Genomic DNA, 18,509 nt, shown 5'->3' on the forward strand with positions numbered 1-18,509 from the left:
CAATAGGCCCTAGGACATCACCGTGATCCCAAGCAGACTGACACAGATGTCGGCTTTGTAGGTAAGCCGACATTATATTCATGGCATCCTCTTGCTGATTCAACAGGTTAGCACTGGATTGATATTTGCATTCAATGAATCAACCAGCCGTCTGCTTTGCTGCGAGCTACAGCAACGGTTTATTCAATAGCGGAGTTTGTATTACAGGAGCCTCCATGAATGCTCATCACCCCTGGTCACTCTATCAGCAGCTTCTCGATCAGCTTACCGATGATGGCAGAGTCGAAGAGGTCCAGATAGGACTTACCTGGACACTGGTGCGAGACCAGTCATCAACCGGTTTGGCGATGAGTCCCGGGAGCATGACCAGAGTCCTGCCCTGGTCCGGCACGCTGGTTGGTCGCAACTTGAAACAGCTGGCCGGTTGGGTTAAATCCTGGAATCAGCATGAAGCGGCCATTGGTATGGCGGCACTCAACGCAGAGATCAACAGCAACAACCCACTGACTGAATCCGCCACCCCCCTATTCCCGAAAGGCTCCGCCAATCTTGCCGTATTTGAGCATTTCAAACCTCAGCTGACGGGAAAAAAGGTGGTGGTGATAGGGCGTTACCCAGGTATCGAACATCGGCTCGATGGTGACTTTGAACTGACCATTCTGGAGCGCAATCCGACCTCAGAGGATCTGCCGGATCCGGCAGCAGAATTTCTTCTCAGGGATGCGGAGTGGGTCTTTCTCAGTGCCACCACATTGATCAATAAGACCTTCCCCCGTCTGGCGGAACTGTCGAGGGAGGCACAGGTGGTGCTGATGGGACCTACCACCCCCTGGCTGGAGATTTTCAAGGATTATGGTATCGACTATCTTGCCGGCGTACAGATCCACGCTAGCGAGCAACTCTGGCAGACAGCACGTGAAGGCGGCGGGACCCGAATCTTTGAGACCGGCGTGCGCTACGCCATCGCCGATCTGCAGAGCGATCAGCTGACCCGCCTGAAAGGTGCCATCGGATCGATCTTCAACCAGCGGGAAGGGTTGAAAAAGGCGATGGAGGCGTGGTACCAACAGCACAATCAATCCTACCCGGGTAAACAGAACCTGCTGCAACTGGATCAGCAACTGTCCCGACTGGATAGCCGCTATAAACAAGAGTGGGATGGTTTGAACTGTTAACCAGACCTGCCCTTTCACTGGGCAGGTCAGTGATCAGTACTGACATCAGCGTATCGTAAGGCCCTCCCCAAGCCCGGCCATACTGGCGAGAACCGAGGCGGCGCCTGCTCCCAGGTTGCGCGCCAGGCGATCCCAGACCTCCTCCTTCTGAGTAAAGTCCACAATCTCTTCAGCTCCGATTACCTCTCTGGCCACGTAACTGCTGCTGCCGAACTCATCGATCAGTCCGAGCTTGCGCGCCTCTTCCCCACTCCAGAAAAGACCACTGAATATTTCCGGGTGTTGATCGACTTTGAGACGATCACCTCGTCCCTCTTTGACCGTCTCGATGAACTGGTTGTGCAGCTGATCGAGCATCTGCTGGATATGGCTTTTGTCAGACTGTTCCAGTGGGGAGAATGGATCGAGTAGCCCTTTGTTCTCACCCGCAGTAATCAGGCGTCGCTCAATGCCAAGCTGCTGCATGCCATCGACGAAACCGAAGCCATTGATCAGTACACCGATGGAGCCGACCAGACTGCCCTCGTCCGCGTAGATCTTATCCGTCGCCGCCGCGATGTAGTAGCCGCCTGAGGCGCAGATATCGGAGACAACCGCGTAGACCGGAATGTCTGGATGCTTCTCTTTCAGCCTGCCGATTTCCCGATTGATATAGCGGGATTGAACCGGGCTGCCACCCGGTGTGTTCATGCGCAGGATAATCCCCTTGGTCTTCTCATCCTCATAGGCCTTGCGCAGCGCTGTCACTACCTTGTCGGCACTGGCTTTGGTCTCGGAGGAGATCAGCCCCTTCACATTGATCAGCGCGGTGTGCTCAGTCGCTGTGATCTGGTCCACCTGGAGTTTATCTGACCAGAGAAACATCGCCAGAAGGATGAACAGATAGGCAAAGGTGAGAAATTTAAAGAAAATCCCCCAACGGCGGCTTTTGCGGTTTTCCGCCACGGTCGCCATCACCATCTGGTTGAGCAGATCCCTTTCCCATTGACTGGGTTCAGATTGATTACGCTGTTCCTCTTGCATTTTATCTGACATTAAAAAAACCTTACATGCTATTGATAAATAATTTATTTAGATAAATTCTCTAGTTTTTCACATAGCCATCAAGCCACTTGGGTATCATAGCGATGTGATCGATACAATCGAGCGGTTTATGTTTCCGCAGACGCTCTGCCGCATGCACGCCGTAGGTTACCCCCAAACAGGACATACCTGCATTCACCGCCATCTCCATATCATATTCCGTATCACCGATCATCAGCGCCTGATGAGGATCCATGCCACTCAATTCAAGAATCTGATTAAGCATTTCCGGATGGGGCTTGGAGAAAGTCTCATCCGCACATCGGGTCAGATGGAAGAAATCACCCAATCCAGTCGTCTCCAGCGCATAATCCAATCCCTGCCGACCTTTGCCCGTTGCCACAGCCAGCATATGGCCACGATCGGACAGTTCCTGCAGCGTCTCTCTGGCCCCGTCGAACAGTTGAGACGGCGCCTCCTCGTCGCTGAAAAAGTGCACCCGATAGCGGGCTGCGATCTGCAGATGGAGCTGATCATCCGCATCGGGAAAAAGTTGGTGGACCGCTTCCTTCAAACCCAGACCGATGATATTGCTGATCGATTTAGTGCCCGGTACCGGCATCCCCAAATCCCGCACAGCAGCTTCGACACAGGCGATGATTCGGGCCTCAGAATCCATCAAAGTCCCATCCCAATCAAATATTAACAACTCAAATTTCATGCTAACCCTTAAGTTTTGTCAGAACCTGGGACAAGGCATCCGGAAGTGGCGCCTCGATGGTCAGTTGTCTTTTCTCGCCAGGCCAACGCAGTCCGAGTTTGTAGGCGTGCAGAAACAGTCGTTTCAAACCTTTGTCTCTGAAAGCCCGGTTGGCCACTGCATCACCATACTTCTGATCACCAAGGACCGGTGATCCCAACCATTGACTGTGAACACGGATCTGATGGGTTCGGCCGGTAATCAGTTCCGCTTCAACCAGGGTCGCCTCTGTAAAACGCTCTATCCGCCTGAAGATGGTTTGAGAGGGTTTCCCCTCTGCATCCACACGCACCACACGTTCACCACCCTGCAGTGTATTCTTCTTCAGCGGCATATCCACCGTCTGCACACCTTTGCGCCAACTGCCATGGAGCAAGGCGAGATACCGTTTATCGATCCTATTTTCACGAATCAGTTCATGCAGAGTGCGTAAGGCACTGCGTTTCTTACTGAGCAACAGACACCCGGAGGTATCCCGATCGAGCCGGTGGACCAGCTCCAGATGCTTCTCCCCGGATCGCAGCTGGCGCAATATCTCAATGACACCGAAACTGACACCGCTGCCGCCGTGTACCGCCAGACCCGAGGGTTTATTGACCACCAGAATCCGCTCATCCTCATAAACGACAGCAGATCTCAGGAGATCGAGCAGATTGTCCGGAATCCTACCACCCTGTTCAGCCCTTGCGGACAGCCTCATCGGTGGCAGGCGAACCGAGTCTCCGCACTTGAGCTTGTAGTGCGCTTTTACCCGGCCCTTGTTGACCCGCACCTCGCCTTTTCGCAGGATTCTGTAGACATAGCTTTTCGGCGCCCCTTTGAGTTGTCGAATCAGGTAGTTGTCTATTCGCTGCCCGGCCTCTTCCTGAGTGATGTCAATGAATCGTACCGTTGAAGAATTCTTTTTTGATTCTGACATTTAGCGCCGATTTAATTGCATTGTAAGATTGATGTTCGGTGTGAAGATTGCTATATTCAATTTAGTTTTTCAGGCGCCGGCCAGTTTGTGAACCTCAATACAGCCGACGCCCACGCGGTCAGTAAGCGATGTTGCAGCCCGATTTCTCGTTTGTGCAACCCGGATTACCAGCTTAGCGTACAGGTGCCGTTGGGACCTGGCTCTTAATCTGAACCCTCACAGCCGCGCCAGAGTGAATATCGAGTGTCAATCCGACGAATTCGGATTAGGCCCTGGAAGCGATTACCGGGCCATATAGAAAAATCCATGTCACACTCCCAGCTCTGAGCGCCTTGATCAGTTCGGTCAATAGCAGATCCCGAGCGGCGAACTTTAACAGTTTTTCAGCCGTCCGAGCTAGTTTTCTGGTTTGGAACACCCTCCCAGCCCCGGAGGTTGCTGAGTGATGCTCCAGAACTGAGCAGGCATTTGTTATGCCTGTTCATGATGGTGTGTCGCTTTGCTCATTGGGATGGGACGTCGGGCGGCTGTACGGATAACACAATATGAAACGTATGTTGATCAACGCAACTCAACCTGAGGAGTTGCGTGTTGCCATCGTCGATGGCCAAAAACTCTTTAATCTCGATATCGAAATTCCCGGCCGGGAACAGAAAAAAGCCAACATCTACAAAGGGCGTATCACCCGTGTCGAACCCAGCCTGGAGGCCGCATTCGTCGACTACGGTGCAGAACGCCACGGCTTTCTACCCCTCAAGGAGATCTCCAGAAGTTACTTCACCAACAAGGCCAGAGAGTCATCAGGGCGCGTCAATATCCAGGAGGCGTTGAAAGAGGGTCAGGAGGTCATTGTTCAGGTCGAGAAGGAGGAGCGTGGCAATAAAGGTGCTGCGCTGACCACTTTCATCTCTCTGGCCGGACGCTATCTCGTCTTGATGCCCAACAACCCCAGGGCTGGAGGCGTCTCCCGCAGAATTGAAGGGCAGGACCGTACCGAACTGCGGGAAGCGATGAGTGAACTGCAGATCCCGGAAGATATGGGATTGATCGTACGCACCGCCGGTGTCGGCAAAAACAGCGAAGAACTGCAGTGGGATCTCGACTATCTGATCCAGCTCTGGAATGCCATCGAGCACTCTGCCGAGAAACCCGCCCCGTTTCTGATCTACCAGGAGAGCAATGTCATCATTCGCTCCATTCGGGACTATCTGCGGGCGGATATCGGCGAGATCGTCATCGATGACGCGGATGTATACGGTCAAGCGGAGCGTTTCATCAACCAGGTGATGCCGCAATACGGTAAAAAGCTGCGCCATTACGATGATGAAGTGCCCCTGTTCAGCCGCTACCAGATCGAAAGCCAGATCGAATCTGCCTTTCAACGGGAGGTCAGTCTGCCTTCCGGTGGCGCGATTGTGATCGATCATACCGAGGCCCTGACTTCAATCGATATCAACTCCGCCCGGGCAACCAAAGGCGCCGACATCGAAGAGACCGCGCTGAACACCAACCTGGAAGCAGCCGATGAGGTTGCCTGCCAGCTCAGATTACGTGATCTGGGGGGCTTGTTTGTCATCGATTTCATCGATATGACCCCTTCCCGCAATCAGCGTGAAGTGGAAAATCGTCTCAAAGAGGCGCTGAAACAGGACCGGGCACGAGTTCAGATCGGCAGGATCTCCCGCTTTGGCCTGCTGGAGATGTCGAGACAGCGCCTGCGGCCCTCCCTTGGAGAAGCCAGTGAGCAGGCTTGTCCCCGTTGTAAAGGACACGGCACAGTACGTGGTGTGGAATCCCTCTCCCTCTCGGTGCTGAGAATCATCGAAGAGGAGGCGATGAAGGAGAATACCGGTCGCATCATGGCCCAGCTGCCGGTGGATATGGCCACCTTCCTGCTGAATGAAAAGCGCCAGATGATTCATGACATCGAGAAGCGTCAGTCGATCGAAGTTGTTCTCATTCCCAATATCCATCTGGAGACACCCAACTACCAGATTGACCGGATCCGCGCCAGCGATCTGCCGGACGAAGACGATACCGTCTCCAGCTATAAGATGGTCTCCGATGAAGCGACTGAAACTGCTGAGTACATCACCGCGAAACAGGTTAAATCCGAACAGCCAGCAGTAAAATCCATCGCACCGGCCAGCCCGGCACCACAGAGAATGGAAGCACCGGCACCTGCACCGGCACCGGCAGCAACCGACAGCCAGACTGGCGAGACCGGCTTTCTGAAAAAGATCTTCAGTATCTTCTCCTCCAAGGAGGTTGAACCTGCACAGCCTGAAGTTGAAGAGAAAAAGGCCCCGGCCCGTCAACAGTCCGGATCCAATTCAAATAACCGTCGAGGCCGACGCGCCACTCAGCCTGGTGGGCGGAATGCAAAATCCGCCGGCGGTGAGCGTCGCGGTGACAACAGAAACCAGGACAAATCGTCCAACAGGCGGCGTGGCGGCAACAAGGCTGGTGGATCCGCCGACAAGCGCGCCACACAGGAGAAAAAGCCCCAGGAGCAGGCCGCACCAGCCACGGCAGCCGTGGCAGGTGACAACACGGAAACCACACCTAAGCCGAAGTCGAGACGGGGACGTCGCGGTGGACGCAGAAGACGCTCAGCCGCTGAACGGAATAATGATCAGACCGCAGTAAACAATGGCGCTACCGAAGCGACTTCGGAAGCCCCGGCTCAGGAGAAGGCTCAAGAGAAGAGTCAGGAGAAACCGAAGCGACAACAGCCCAGGGCACAGAAGAAGTCTGCCTCGCCCAGGACCGCCAAAGCTGGAAAACCGGCAGAGGCAAGGCAAGAGACCGAGTCGCGGGATGACAGCAGCCGGGTTGAGGTAAATCAGAAATCTCAACAGATTGATCGCGTTGCTGAGACAGCCGAGGCTGCACCTAGAGAGAAGCCAAAAGCCAAACCGCAACCTGAGCAGCAAGTAAAAACGGCCAAAACTGAGCCTACAGCAGCCAAACCGGCAGAATCCCAGACAAGCTCAGATGCCAAGCTGGTAGCTGATCGTAAGCCGGCGAAAAAGCAAGATAAAACCACAGCTGAACCAAAACAGGCTGAGCAAAAAGCCAAGCCGCCAAAACCTGCGGGACAGGTTGAGACAACCAAGGCTAAAACCGAGGTTAAGGCGAAGCCTGCTAAAACCACAGCGACCCAGGCCTCTCCCCGGAAAGAGCCTGTTGATAACGCTGTGAAACCCAAGCCGAAGCCAAAACCCAAAGCGGTGAAACTTCAACAGGTTGAGACGAAACCGATCGCTAAAGAGAGCAAGGCGGAAAACGCCAAGGTTGAAAGCCCGAAAGCGAAAGCAACCGCTGAACCAAAAATGGCGAAGCCGCAAGCCAAGGCTACCCCTGAGCCACAATCGGCAAAGCCGCAAGCCAAAGCTACCCCTGAACCACAATCGGCAATGCCGCAAGCCAAGGCTACCATTGAAAAGGCATTGGAGAGCCGTGCTCAGCCTGCATCCAAATCCGTTCAGGTTGAGACCAAGAAACCTGCAGCCAATACGGATGTCAATGTTGTTGACGCCAGTAGGGATTGATTCTTAAGTTGTGACGGTCGGGAGGGGCTGAGCCCCTCCCGACCGACTCAGCCAAGCTCGATTCAAGCAAATCCCATCCAGGGGCTTTGTAAAGTTAGTATGAAGATGTTGGGTTGAGGATCGATCCAAACTGAACCTCTCCAGGCTTAACGTAGAAGATGCTGCTGGCGTATGTGTTCTAGCAGTCCTCGGGACGCCTCTTCGACCATATCAAAAACATTTTCGAAACCGGCAGCACCCCCATAATAGGGATCAGGTACCTCCTGCTCTTTTCGAGCGGGGGCAAAATCCATGAACAGATGCAACCGATGCTCCTCCCCTGACGGACAGAGAGCACTCAAGTCCTCATAGTTTGAGCGATCCATGGCCAACACATAGTCAAATTGATCGAAGTCGCTCACCCTCACCTGACGAGCACGCAGATCAGTCAGGTCGATACCCCGCTTGTTGGCAGTTTCCCGAGCCCGGCGATCCGGCTTACCGCCCACATGATAATCGATCGTACCGGCGGAATCGGTAATGATTCTGTCACTCAGCCCCGCCTTTTCCACAATATCCCGAAATACACCTTGTGCGGTTGGGGATCGGCAAATGTTGCCCATGCAAACGAACAGAACCTCTATTTTTTCACTACCTGTCATATGGCTATTCTCATATCTTTAGTCGGCTGATGACGCCTGCGACCAGTGGCCATCGAGGTGCCATCCAAAATGGGCCATTCTACCCCATTCGGCGGAGTATGGTCTGGTTACCAAGGAAAGATATCGTTGATTGATGATGATTGAGAGATCGGTTGGAATTACGCCAATTCCCAATCCGGATTTGACTGTTATTTATTGGAAGGCCTGAATGACGGTCTCTTTTTAGGCAGACTCCCCTTCTTGTCCTTCTCAACTTTCAACTCGAGATTGTGTTTTTTGCCACGGCGTACAACTGTTGCAGTGGAATGATCCACGGATTCCAGCTTCCAGTCATTCTGACTCATTCCCTGGGCAACCCGCAGTAACCGGTTGGTATTCAGATCCCGGATCACGGCAACCCGATTCTTCGGCGTTATCACGACCCCTTCCAGCCTAAGTTTCAGTGGTGTCTGTCGCACGACGGGCTTGCTGACCACCTTCTCTGGCTCCGCAGGAGGCACCCGGCCCTCCCTGAACAGAGGTCGGTCCATTATCTCCTGATAGACAGTCACTGATGGAGGGTTAAATCGGGTGAGAGAGGCTTTTTTGGCTGTCTGCTTCGATGCTGGGTTGAGCTGATGATTCTCTGACGCTTCCACCTCTGCCGGATTACGCCATTGATAAACAATCATCGCGGATGCCAGACCGATGACGATCAGCAGCAACAGGGTTAGAAAGTTGAAAAATGTTCTCCAGGGACTCATGAATCCTGCCCCTTCATATATCCCACTAATTTAAAGTCGATATCCAACAGCTCGAGGGTTTGCTTGATCTTTTTGTTTGCCGGCAACCGACGCCTGGCAATCGGTCGACTTCGAACCACGATCTCATCGACAAACAGAAAAGGTTTTTCGCTCTCCAGTTTGTGGAATATTGAGACACTGTTTTCCAGCGTGCTTTTCATACGCACACGAATCGCCACCCGACTGAAACCATCCTCCTGATCGTTACTTATGATCTGAGTACTGAGGATCTCACCCTTGTTGGATGAGACAACCCCTTTGACACGGCGCTGCAGCTCAGCCTTCGCCAGGGAATCGGTTTTGCTCTGCAAATAGCGACGATCCGACTGACGGACACGTTTTAGACGGGCCGCTTCAGACTGATAATGGTCCGCTTGTGCATAGATCCGTTGATAGAGCTGAATCTGATGCTGATGATTACTGATCTTTTCATCATAGTGACTGTTCAGTGTCCAGGCCGGATAGATCACCGCAATCAGGCTCAAGCCAACCAATAACAGCAGTAACCCTAGTGCCAGTAGGCGACTCTGTTTAGGCGTCAGGGATTCAATCATTCACCCCTCCTCCAATGGCTGTTGCAGGTTGCATCGGTCATGTCTCATCCCCCGCCTGGCTGGAGATCAACTCAGCTGAGATATGAAAGCGCTCTGTTTTGTTCTTTTTGTTCTGCGTCACCGGTGAGCGAAAAGAGACATTTCGAAACAGCTTGGATGATTCAATCAGTGGTATCAGTACTGCGGAAGCGACAGAATGCCCGTGAATGTGCACCTTATCGTCACGGATTTCGAAATGGTTCACCCAAGTATCATCCGGTAGCAGCAGGGTCAGCTCATTGAGTACCTCGAGTATCTGCATCGAGGATCTTTTCTTGTCCTCGAGGAATCGGTTTTCCAACTCTGCATTGGCAACCGAATCCCTCAATTTGGAGACCTCATTGGCCTGTTGCTGACTCTGTTTCAGCTGATCTTCCAGCCGAGCCGCCAACTTGGATTTCTGCCATACCGGCAGCACCAGATTACCGATCAGTATCACCAGCAGTATGAAAAACAGTAACAGATTGATTAACCGGTAGCGCTTGCGGGGTTTTTCCCGTTTTTCCGGAGGCAGTAAGTTGACTGAATTGAGTTTAGGATCGATCTCCTCGCAGGGTGAGATTGCGTTTATCCTGATGTTGTTCTCGTCCAACTGCTCGAGCGCATGAGCGATTTTATCCACTGGGGCCAGTATCAGGGTGATATCGAGCGTCCGATTCTGCTTGTCGCGGCCGTTGATCACATAATCATAGTAGACTTGGCTGGCATTGAAGGGGGTCTGGCGATCCATCTCAAAAGCCAGCACCTCACGTAGATTCTCTTCCGCCTCGATCGGCAGCGTGACCTTTTTGAACAGATATTTCTTTCTTTCCAGACAGAGGCGAATCTCACTCGCAGAGGCCAGCATCCGTTTCTGGTCGGAATCCTCAAAATCGATGACCTTCAGATAGTTCTGCTCAACCTCTTCACCACTCAGGCCATGGTTGACAAACCGAAGTGACTCATCCTCATAGAGCAACTGCGCCGGTCTGCCGCCACTGAACAATGCACGCAGGCCATCCGGCATGAGCGAACTGATTTCACCACTCCACCACCTCCAGAAACCCAGCCATTGATATTTTAGTGTCTGTACGGCCATTTCAAGATTCTATCCGGTTTTTGCCCTTATAACGACTCATACCAGGAATGAATCGAATAAGGTTTTCTGCCCCGGTTTTTTAAACCGACATCTGCCACTATTCTGGCATGCCCTCCCTGTTTTGTCCTGGCGCTGATTTCGATACGAAACACCTTACTTTGTGAGGTTCCGCCACCCTGGGAGAGGTCAAGATTCGCCAATTCACTATCCAGTTGATCCAGGGCTTCGGTCAGTTCTGAGCCGACTTGACCGGTCGAGGTCAACAGGGCCGTCAGTTGCTGGGAGGCATAGCGGAAGTCCACAGTAGCGGCGTCTGAATTGAGCGTAACGTAGGGGCGTAAACGATTTACCCGTGCAGCATCAAAACCCATCACATAGGCCAGCTCTTCGAGGCTGGTCAGATCTTTTCCGGCAGTGGCGTAATCATAACCTGCGGCATGATAATCCTTGTCTTCCGCACCATTCAGCCTTCTGAGATCATCCGCATCCCGCCAATCATTGACTCGATCAACCAAGGCGTTCCTCTCGTCCGGATTATCTGAAATCAGCACAAACAATCTATTCAACTGGTCAGCGGAAGCCTTGTTCAGATCCAACAGACCGGAAGCATTCCGTATCGAGATCTCCAGATCTCCCTGAGCCATCTGCAGCCTATAGAGCTGGCCATTAAAATTCCATCGTTGTTGTGGACTGAGAACCATCAGCTCCATCACCGCACGACTGAAGCCGCTCTCGGCCAATAGTTTTGCCTGCAAGGCATCCTTCGCGTTACCTGCAAGCCGGCTTTCAACTTTCGACTGGGTGGAAAAACTGGCCGCAATAATGGTCAACAAGGCAACCAGCCAAAGCACCAGAATCAGCGCAACACCATGATTTTGCCGGGCAGCAGCAAAATTTCCTCTGTCTCTTATGCTGTTATGAACGATTCGCGGATTCATCAGTCGTTGCGTCTTATTCTCACAATCTTTTCATGAGGAGTGGTCATGCCCATCTCTGTAAAGCTGATTTTCACCAGCTCGGGATAGTTGTTATTGAGTGGCTCCCAACGATCTGTCCATTCCGGCTGATTGCGATTGAGCAGAAGTCCGAAGAAGCTGAATTCGACATGCTCCAGACCGGACAGAAGTATGCGTTTGCGCCCCGCTTGCGGCAGTACAAACTGACTGTTCTTCGGATTGTGTGGGGTATAGTGAAGCAGCAGAATCCTGCCTTGCTCGAAATCATCTTCCAGAGAGAGGCGATATTCAAACAACCCACCTGGCTGATACTGTTGTGGAGCCGGCGCTATAAACTGAACCTGCTGGGCATCACCCATGAAGGCCAACAGGCGGACGCGATTCTTTTGTTGCCATGTCAGAGGAATGATATTGCGGATGATCTGTTCTACCCTGGCCGTGGTAAGTAACTCAGCCAGTTGTCTGTCGCTGCTATCCGTCACCCGCTCCCAGCCTTTGATATTCAGGAACAACATCGAGACAGAGGTGGTGGTAATGACCGCCAATAACAGTAAGGCGATCATGATCTCCAGCAGCGTAAAACCAGCACAGTGGCGGTATTGACCTGGCCTGACTCGAAAAGCGGATTTGCCAACTTCAGGGTTTGTCACGAATTACCCCGATTCGAGTGAAGGACAACTCCCGAGTGCCACCAGGGGCTTCCCAGCTGATTTTTAAACGCTCCTCGACAGTGATCAGTGGTAGTGCCACAAGTTTCGCATCGTTCCAACTGTAGGGTTGGCGCAAGTAGGACCAGGTATAGGTATCCAGATCGACCCCCTGTTCACTGTAGCTTTCTGTTTCGATCTCCGCACTCATCTGCTCAAGCCGGGTTTGAGCAATAGACACAGCTTCAAAATAGTGCGAGGCAACCTGATGGTTTCGTACCGCACCGGAGTTGATTCGCAGAATGACACTCATCGTCATGGCGAGAATGACGAAGGCCACCAGCACTTCGATCAGTGACATTCCCTCAGACTTTGAATGACGCATCTTCGTTAAAATCACGGCTGTCGAGGAGCTCTACCCGGCTGGTCAACCAGTCCACAGTTATAACAAACCCACGTGTCTTGTTGCCCAGCCGGATTAGTCCACCACTTGAACTGCCATCGGGATAGAAGTGCAAGACCAGAATCTGTTCACGGTTTTCACCAGTATCCGCGCTAAAACTGATGCCCTCTGGCAGCTGTCTGACTGCACCCTGATTTACCAGATCACTCTGATACTGATCGGTCTGCAGCTGAAAGCTGATTTTCGATTCGCTACCGGAAATGATTGCGGATTGTTGTACAAAGCGAATCTCCTGAACCAGATCTCTGGCAGCAGCCTTCAACTTCAGTGCCGGGAATGCTTTGTGCATCAGCGGTGGTGTCAGGGTGAACATCATCGCCATCAATACCAGCACCAGCATCAGTTCGATCAGTGTAAAACCACGACTTTGAAATATGAATCTACTCATAGGGCAACCAGTGAGTTAACCCCCAGAATGGCCACCAGGATCGACATCACCACACCCGCAATGATCAAACCAAGCACCAGAATCATCACCGGTTCAACCAGACTGAGCGCCCTTTTGATCAGGGTCTGGGTCTCCATATCGAGAATCTCTGCAGTCTGCATCAACATCGGTTCCAACTGACCCGACTCTTCACCAACCCGGATCATCTGCAGGGCAAATTGAGGAAACTGAGCATATTCGGCCAGTGGATCGGCCAGTCTCTGACCGGAGCGCAGATGCTTGATGACCTGATCCATCCCATCGGCAATCACGAAATTGCCGATGGTGTCCTTAACGATCGCCACAGATTTCAACAAGGGTACGCCATTTTCCAAAAGTGTCCCCAGGGTTCTGCAGAAGCGGGCCGCTTCCACCTGCTTGATGATTGGTCCAATCACTCCCAGGTTGAGTAATCGACCATGCCAGCGTTTCGCCGACCGTCTGCGACTCATCTGCCACTTGAAAAAGAAAATCACCAAGATCACCCCCAGGGCCAGCACCCAGCCATAATCCTGCAGAAAAGTCGCAAGACCCATGGTGATCTGAGTGGAGAGAGGCAGCGCCTCCCCCATGTCCATGAACAGTTCACTGAACTGGGGAATAACATAGGTCAGCAGGATCAGGATCGATGTGATGGCGACAAACAACAGGATCGCTGGATAGATCAGTGCTGAAATCAGTGAATTTCTGACCTCCTGGGCCTGTTCCATATGAACCGAGAGTCTTGAAAGCACGCTCTCCAGAGCACCACCCGCTTCGCCGGCCCGTACCATCTGAATAAAAAAGTTACTGAATACCCCCTCCTCCTTGGCCAGGGCATCGGCGAACGAATGACCGCTCTTCAGGCTGTCACGAATACTCATCAGATGCTGACTGAACAGGGAGTCGTCTCCGGAGATCGAGACGAGGATGCCAAGCGCTGAATCCAGGGGTTGGCCGGAGTGCAGCAGGGTTGCCAGTTCACGCGTAAAGGCGACCACCTGACCCTGGGCAATCTTTTTGCGCTTGAACAGCTTGCGGGAGGTTTGATGGCTCTTCTGCTGACTCGCTTCTACGCGGATTGGCACCTGACCATTGAGGTGAATCTGGTTCACCGCGTGTTCCCGGCTTACCGCTTCGAGTACCCCTTCAATGATCTCACCATCCGATGAAACTGCTTTATAGAGAAAAGACGCCATCAATTCTCCTGAGTGACTCTTAATACTTCTTCCAATGTAGTAATGCCTCGCGCCACTTTATGCAGGCCATCCTCATACATGGATTTTGCCCCTTCCTGTTTGGCGCAGGCGGCCAGAGCATGTTTGTCTTTGCCTTGCAGTATCAGAGACTGCATCGCTTCGCTCAGCTCAATCATCTCGATGATCGCACTTCGTCCACGATAGCCACTGCCATCGCATTGATCACAACCGACAGCCTTGTATAAGGTGGGTGACTCCTGGATAGCGGAAAAGCGAGCAAGAAGCTCCGCCGGCGGCGTATACGACTGCTTGCAATGGGGGCAGAGATTGCGCACCAGTCGTTGGGCGACAACTGCATTTACTGTCGAGGTAAGCAGAAACGCCTCGATACCCATATCAAGAAACCGGGTGATACTGCCGGCGGCATCATTGGTGTGCAGAGATGACAGCACAAGATGGCCGGTCAGTGCCGACTGTACGGCTATCTTGGCAGTCTCCTGATCACGGATCTCACCGATCATAATCACATCCGGATCCTGTCTTACGATGGAACGTAAAGCCTCACTGAAGCCAAGCCCGATACTCGATTTTACCTGGATCTGGTTGACCCCCTCGATATTGTATTCAACCGGATCTTCTACGGTGAGGATCTTTCTTTCAGGGCGGTTGAGATAGTTCAGCGCGGCATACAAAGTGGTGGTTTTACCACTGCCGGTGGGCCCGGTAACGACGACGATGCCGTGGGGACGATCGAGAATCTCCAGCAGGCGCTGTTCGGTGGCGCTCTCAAAGCCAAGACTGGCAAAATCCAGATTCAACTCATCCCTTTGTAACAGCCTGAGCACCATACTCTCACCATGCAGTGTCGGTACGGTGGAGACACGCAGATCCAGGGTAGCGCCATGCACACGAATCTTGAATCGCCCATCCTGGGGCAGACGGCGTTCAGCGATATTCAGATGGGCCATGATCTTGATACGGGAGATCAGGGCCGGCGCCATATTGATCGATGGGTGTTCTGTCTCACGCAACAGGCCATCGACCCGATAGCGGATCTTCAGCACCTGCTCGAAGGGTTCGATGTGGATATCCGAGGCTTTGCTGGAAACCGCTCTTTGGATGATCTGGTTGACCATCTTGATGACCGGCGCCTCACTGGCCAGCTCTTTGAGTTGCTCAACATCATCCAGCAGCAACTGGTGCTCCAGCCCGTCCCCTTCCTCGGCTGAACTGCTCTTTTGCAGTTCATTGAAATGCTCCTGGATGGTCTCATCGATCTCACTGGCGATACCGGTAAGCAGTTTTACCGACTTGCCACTGATCAGCTCCAGGGCTTCGACGACGAAGCGATCACTGGGATCGACCATGATCGCCAGAATGTGCTCTTCCTGATCGTCGAACACCACCAGTCGGTGCTGTTTGAGAAAGTTGGCGGAGATGTTATCACTGAGATGGGCCAATTCCGGATAGTCTTTCCGTTCGGCCAGAGGCACACCGCAGATTTCCACCAGGGCCTGGGCCAGATCACGATCTGAAATCAGCCCCAGTTGCAGCAGAATATTGCCAATTGACTCGTCGCTTTGCTGACTCTCCTTCAGTCGTACCGCCCGATCCGCATCGGCCATGCCCAAACGCCCGGATGCCACCAGTGCAACACAGATGGGCTGATTGGTATAGACCGGTTCCAGTTGATCAGGATCGTCTGCCGAGAGGGTTTCGTTATTGATGCTGCGACTCGTTGTATTCATCCCATGCCTGTGTTCGGACTGCAGAAAATTTCATACTCATTGTATAGCTACAGTCTAGTGTAGCGTAACAATGGGATAGATCCTTGAGCGCCACATTACAAACGCCAGACAGCGGGGATAAATAGGCAGTTGCCGCGGGTATCTGCGGAATCTTCACCCTCGAGATCTGTTGACAGACAACTCAAGGCCATGAGCCCTGTTCATGGATCGCTTACTGCACCGCGCGACGCCGGTAGAAGTCATCCTTGAACAGTGTGGCTTCTTTGATTTTCTCTCTCAGTTCCTGGGAGATATCGAAGGCTTCCTGCGGATTCCGCACCACTTTTGGTGTCAGGGTGATAATCAGTTCCGTACGACTGATATCCTTCGTGGTACTACTGAACAGACTGCCAAGCAGCGGAATATGCATCAATCCGGGGATACCGGCCTGGCCACTGCTGGTGTTCTCTCTGATCAAGCCACCAAGCACCACGGTTTGACCGTCATGGACCACAACCGTGCTCTCAATTGTCCGTTGTGAAATTGCCACATTGCCGCCACCGCCGATCGCCGGTGCTGAACCGGGTGTACTCACTTCCTGGCTGACTTCCAGGGTAACCATGCCACCCTCGTTGATGCGGGGCGTGATCTGCAACAGGGTGCCGGTATCCCGGAACTGAACCTCAGAGACGATCGGCGCGTTAGGATCTGTGGTGCTCTGCGAAGAGCGGGTAACGATCGGAATCTGGTCACCGACCCGGAAACTGGCGGTCTGATTATCGATCACCATGATCTGCGGGGCAGAGAGAAACTTAACGGAAGACTCATTCTCAAGAATATCGAAAAACACCTTCAGATCATCCAGACTGTTGAACAGCCCCAGGGCAAATCCATCACCACCAACGCTATCGGGCAGTGGCGAGCCCAGACCACCCTGGTAGGGACGCCCACCACCGGTGGAACCGTTGAAGAACCAGCGCACACCGTAGCTGAGATTGTCAGAGAGCTGTACTTCGGCGATGGTCGCCTCAATCATCACCTGTTTGGGCGCCACATCGAGCCGGGTGATGGTTGCTTTGATCTTCTGGTAGTCCTTGGGGCTGGCCATGACCAAAATTGCATTGTTGTCAGGATCGGCAATGATGGTTGCTGTCGATGCGGCTCCGCCACCTGGCTTGGTGCTCTCGGACTGATCCTTCGATGGATCATCGGCAGCAGCCAGAGTTGGTTGATCCTTGGTCAAGGCCGCTTCCCGGTCCGCATTGCTGTTTTTCAGATCGATACCGGTGGTTGTCGGCGAACGTACATTGGAGCGCAGCAATGGATCACTGTGGCTGAGAGGACCGGCGGAATCGGTTGCAGCCACCTCATTGCCGAATATGCTCTGCAGGATCGCGGCGATATTTTCCGCTTTGCCGTTTTTCAGATGGTGAACATAGAGCCTGCGGTCCGGCGACTTGTCACTCCCCTGATCGAATTGTGCAATCAAACGGCGTGCCTCGTCGATATATCTGGGCTGCTGACTGATCACCATCACCGCACCCAGCCGTTCAACCGGAATCAACTTGATCATATTACCCAGGGGTGAGGCATCACCATCCCCGAGAATATTTTGCAACTCATCGGTGAGGGTCTTCGCATCGGTGTATTTCAGTGGGATCAGACCGAAGGACATGCCGCTCAGCCAATCCACATCGAACATCTTGATGGTTTGCAGCAGATTGTTGATCTTCTGATAGGAACCACTGAGGATCATCAGATTTCTGCCTGGATCGATACGAATCTGTTCGGATTTTGTGGTGAACGATTCGAGAATCTTTTTCATCTCCACAGCAGAGATGTATTTCAGTGGAACGATCTGTACGCCCTGACCCGCGCGCATTTTTGCCTGGCCCTGGCCTACCGAGGGTTTCAGTGCCATGCCTTTGAGATCAGCCGCTGGAAGAATCTTGTAGAGGGCACCATTACGCACCATCACCGCACCGTTCATCTGCAGAATATTCTCCAGAATCGGCAATACGGACTCTGTAGTGACCGGATAGGTGGTGTGGATGGTGACTTTTCCCTGAACCTTATCGTCGATCAGATAGTTTTCCCGCAGAATTTCTTCGAAGATCACCTTCACCACTTCCCGCAGATCCACTGCTTCGAAATTCAGAGTGATGTCGCCTCTGGCAGGTTGGCTCTGGCGCTTCGCCTGTGCCTTGGAATTGATGAACTCACCACTGCCCTGACGGACGAAAAACTCCGGCTCTCGTTTCACCTCTTCGGATAGCACTAGCTCATTCTGATCATCAGCACTTAAAGCGGGCAGTTCCGGACGCTGTTGATTGTCGAAAGAGACCCCGTTCCCTTCTGCGGCATCCTCCATCTTGGGTTGCTGGGCGCAGGAAGCCAGTAGCATTGTCAAAACTGCTGACAGCAAAACTACCGAAAATCTGTTCAATCTGTTACCCATTGGCTTTCCTATGATCAATTCCCAAACTATCGCAACTACTTCGTAAACCTTAGTCCTGACAGCTATTCAATGCTATTGCACAGCAGCAGAATCAATTCAATCCATTGACTCCGATCTGATCAGAAATC

The 18,509-nt window shown here is 52.7% G+C and carries 16 protein-coding genes; 2 read left to right on the forward strand and 14 right to left on the reverse strand.

The genetic code is table 11. From position 1 onward, the window contains the following. Positions 1-215 precede the first annotated feature (215 nt). Positions 216-1,175: a Rossmann-like domain-containing protein gene (locus AC4IE8_RS06575; RefSeq protein WP_490790609.1), complete on the forward strand. Its 960-nt coding sequence runs from the start codon at positions 216-218 to the stop codon at positions 1,173-1,175. 45 nt (positions 1,176-1,220) lie between these two features. Here the strand turns inward: AC4IE8_RS06575 and sppA are convergent, their stop codons facing one another. The 3 genes from sppA to rluC are packed head-to-tail and all read right to left on the reverse strand — an operon-like array spanning position 1,221 to position 3,877. Then, entirely contained in the window at positions 1,221-2,210 is a 990-nt protein-coding gene (gene sppA / locus AC4IE8_RS06580; protein WP_490790610.1) for a signal peptide peptidase SppA, read from the reverse strand. 49 nt (positions 2,211-2,259) lie between these two features. Next, positions 2,260-2,919 carry an HAD-IA family hydrolase gene (locus AC4IE8_RS06585; RefSeq protein ID WP_490790611.1) on the reverse strand — a complete coding sequence of 220 codons (660 nt, stop codon included), beginning with the start codon at positions 2,917-2,919 and terminating at the stop codon, positions 2,260-2,262. Position 2,920: 1 nt separating this feature from the next. After that, a complete protein-coding gene (gene rluC / locus AC4IE8_RS06590) occupies positions 2,921-3,877 on the reverse strand; it encodes a 23S rRNA pseudouridine(955/2504/2580) synthase RluC (protein WP_068995450.1) in 957 nt (318 codons plus the stop codon). Between the two features lie 545 nt (positions 3,878-4,422). On the opposite strand from rluC, the gene rne reads away from it, so the two are divergent. Continuing rightward, complete coding sequence (rne, locus tag AC4IE8_RS06595) at positions 4,423-7,431, forward strand: ribonuclease E (protein WP_490790612.1); 3,009 nt, start codon at positions 4,423-4,425, stop codon at positions 7,429-7,431. A gap of 146 nt (positions 7,432-7,577) precedes the next feature. Here rne and AC4IE8_RS06600 read toward each other — a convergent pair whose 3' ends face one another. The 11 genes from AC4IE8_RS06600 to gspD all read right to left on the reverse strand — a co-directional run bounded on the left by AC4IE8_RS06600 (position 7,578) and on the right by gspD (position 18,327). Continuing rightward, positions 7,578-8,072, reverse strand: a complete 495-nt coding sequence (locus tag AC4IE8_RS06600) for a low molecular weight protein-tyrosine-phosphatase (RefSeq protein WP_490790613.1) — start codon at positions 8,070-8,072, stop codon at positions 7,578-7,580. Between the two features lie 188 nt (positions 8,073-8,260). Next, on the reverse strand, positions 8,261-8,815 hold the full coding sequence (locus AC4IE8_RS06605; protein ID WP_490790614.1) for a hypothetical protein: 555 nt from the start codon (positions 8,813-8,815) through the stop codon (positions 8,261-8,263). Further along, positions 8,812-9,408 carry a type II secretion system protein GspM gene (gspM, locus tag AC4IE8_RS06610; protein ID WP_068995438.1) on the reverse strand — a complete coding sequence of 199 codons (597 nt, stop codon included), beginning with the start codon at positions 9,406-9,408 and terminating at the stop codon, positions 8,812-8,814. Before gspM ends, AC4IE8_RS06605 begins: the two co-directional genes overlap by 4 nt. A gap of 37 nt (positions 9,409-9,445) precedes the next feature. After that, the gene (locus tag AC4IE8_RS06615) at positions 9,446-10,525 is read right to left on the reverse strand and encodes a PilN domain-containing protein (protein ID WP_490790615.1); all 1,080 of its coding nucleotides are present in this window, start codon (positions 10,523-10,525) and stop codon (positions 9,446-9,448) included. 26 nt (positions 10,526-10,551) lie between these two features. Next, positions 10,552-11,463, reverse strand: a complete 912-nt coding sequence (locus tag AC4IE8_RS06620; RefSeq protein WP_490790616.1) for a type II secretion system minor pseudopilin — start codon at positions 11,461-11,463, stop codon at positions 10,552-10,554. After that, a complete protein-coding gene (locus tag AC4IE8_RS06625; RefSeq protein ID WP_490790617.1) occupies positions 11,463-12,131 on the reverse strand; it encodes a prepilin-type N-terminal cleavage/methylation domain-containing protein in 669 nt (222 codons plus the stop codon). The genes AC4IE8_RS06620 and AC4IE8_RS06625 overlap by 1 nt, the downstream gene beginning before the upstream one ends. Next, the gene (locus tag AC4IE8_RS06630; RefSeq protein ID WP_490790618.1) at positions 12,118-12,513 is read right to left on the reverse strand and encodes a type IV pilus modification PilV family protein; all 396 of its coding nucleotides are present in this window, start codon (positions 12,511-12,513) and stop codon (positions 12,118-12,120) included. Before AC4IE8_RS06630 ends, AC4IE8_RS06625 begins: the two co-directional genes overlap by 14 nt. Continuing rightward, positions 12,494-12,979: a prepilin-type N-terminal cleavage/methylation domain-containing protein gene (locus AC4IE8_RS06635; RefSeq protein WP_068995433.1), complete on the reverse strand. Its 486-nt coding sequence runs from the start codon at positions 12,977-12,979 to the stop codon at positions 12,494-12,496. The genes AC4IE8_RS06630 and AC4IE8_RS06635 overlap by 20 nt, the downstream gene beginning before the upstream one ends. After that, on the reverse strand, positions 12,976-14,196 hold the full coding sequence (locus tag AC4IE8_RS06640; RefSeq protein ID WP_490790619.1) for a type II secretion system F family protein: 1,221 nt from the start codon (positions 14,194-14,196) through the stop codon (positions 12,976-12,978). Before AC4IE8_RS06640 ends, AC4IE8_RS06635 begins: the two co-directional genes overlap by 4 nt. Continuing rightward, on the reverse strand, positions 14,196-15,944 hold the full coding sequence (gspE, locus tag AC4IE8_RS06645; protein WP_083226271.1) for a type II secretion system ATPase GspE: 1,749 nt from the start codon (positions 15,942-15,944) through the stop codon (positions 14,196-14,198). The genes AC4IE8_RS06640 and gspE overlap by 1 nt, the downstream gene beginning before the upstream one ends. 211 nt (positions 15,945-16,155) lie before the next feature. Next, positions 16,156-18,327 (reverse strand): type II secretion system secretin GspD, encoded by a 2,172-nt coding sequence (gspD, locus tag AC4IE8_RS06650; protein WP_490790620.1) that lies wholly within the window; start codon positions 18,325-18,327, stop codon positions 16,156-16,158. Positions 18,328-18,509 lie beyond the last annotated feature (182 nt).

This window comes from Candidatus Thiodiazotropha sp. AKAK2, assembly GCF_058244685.1.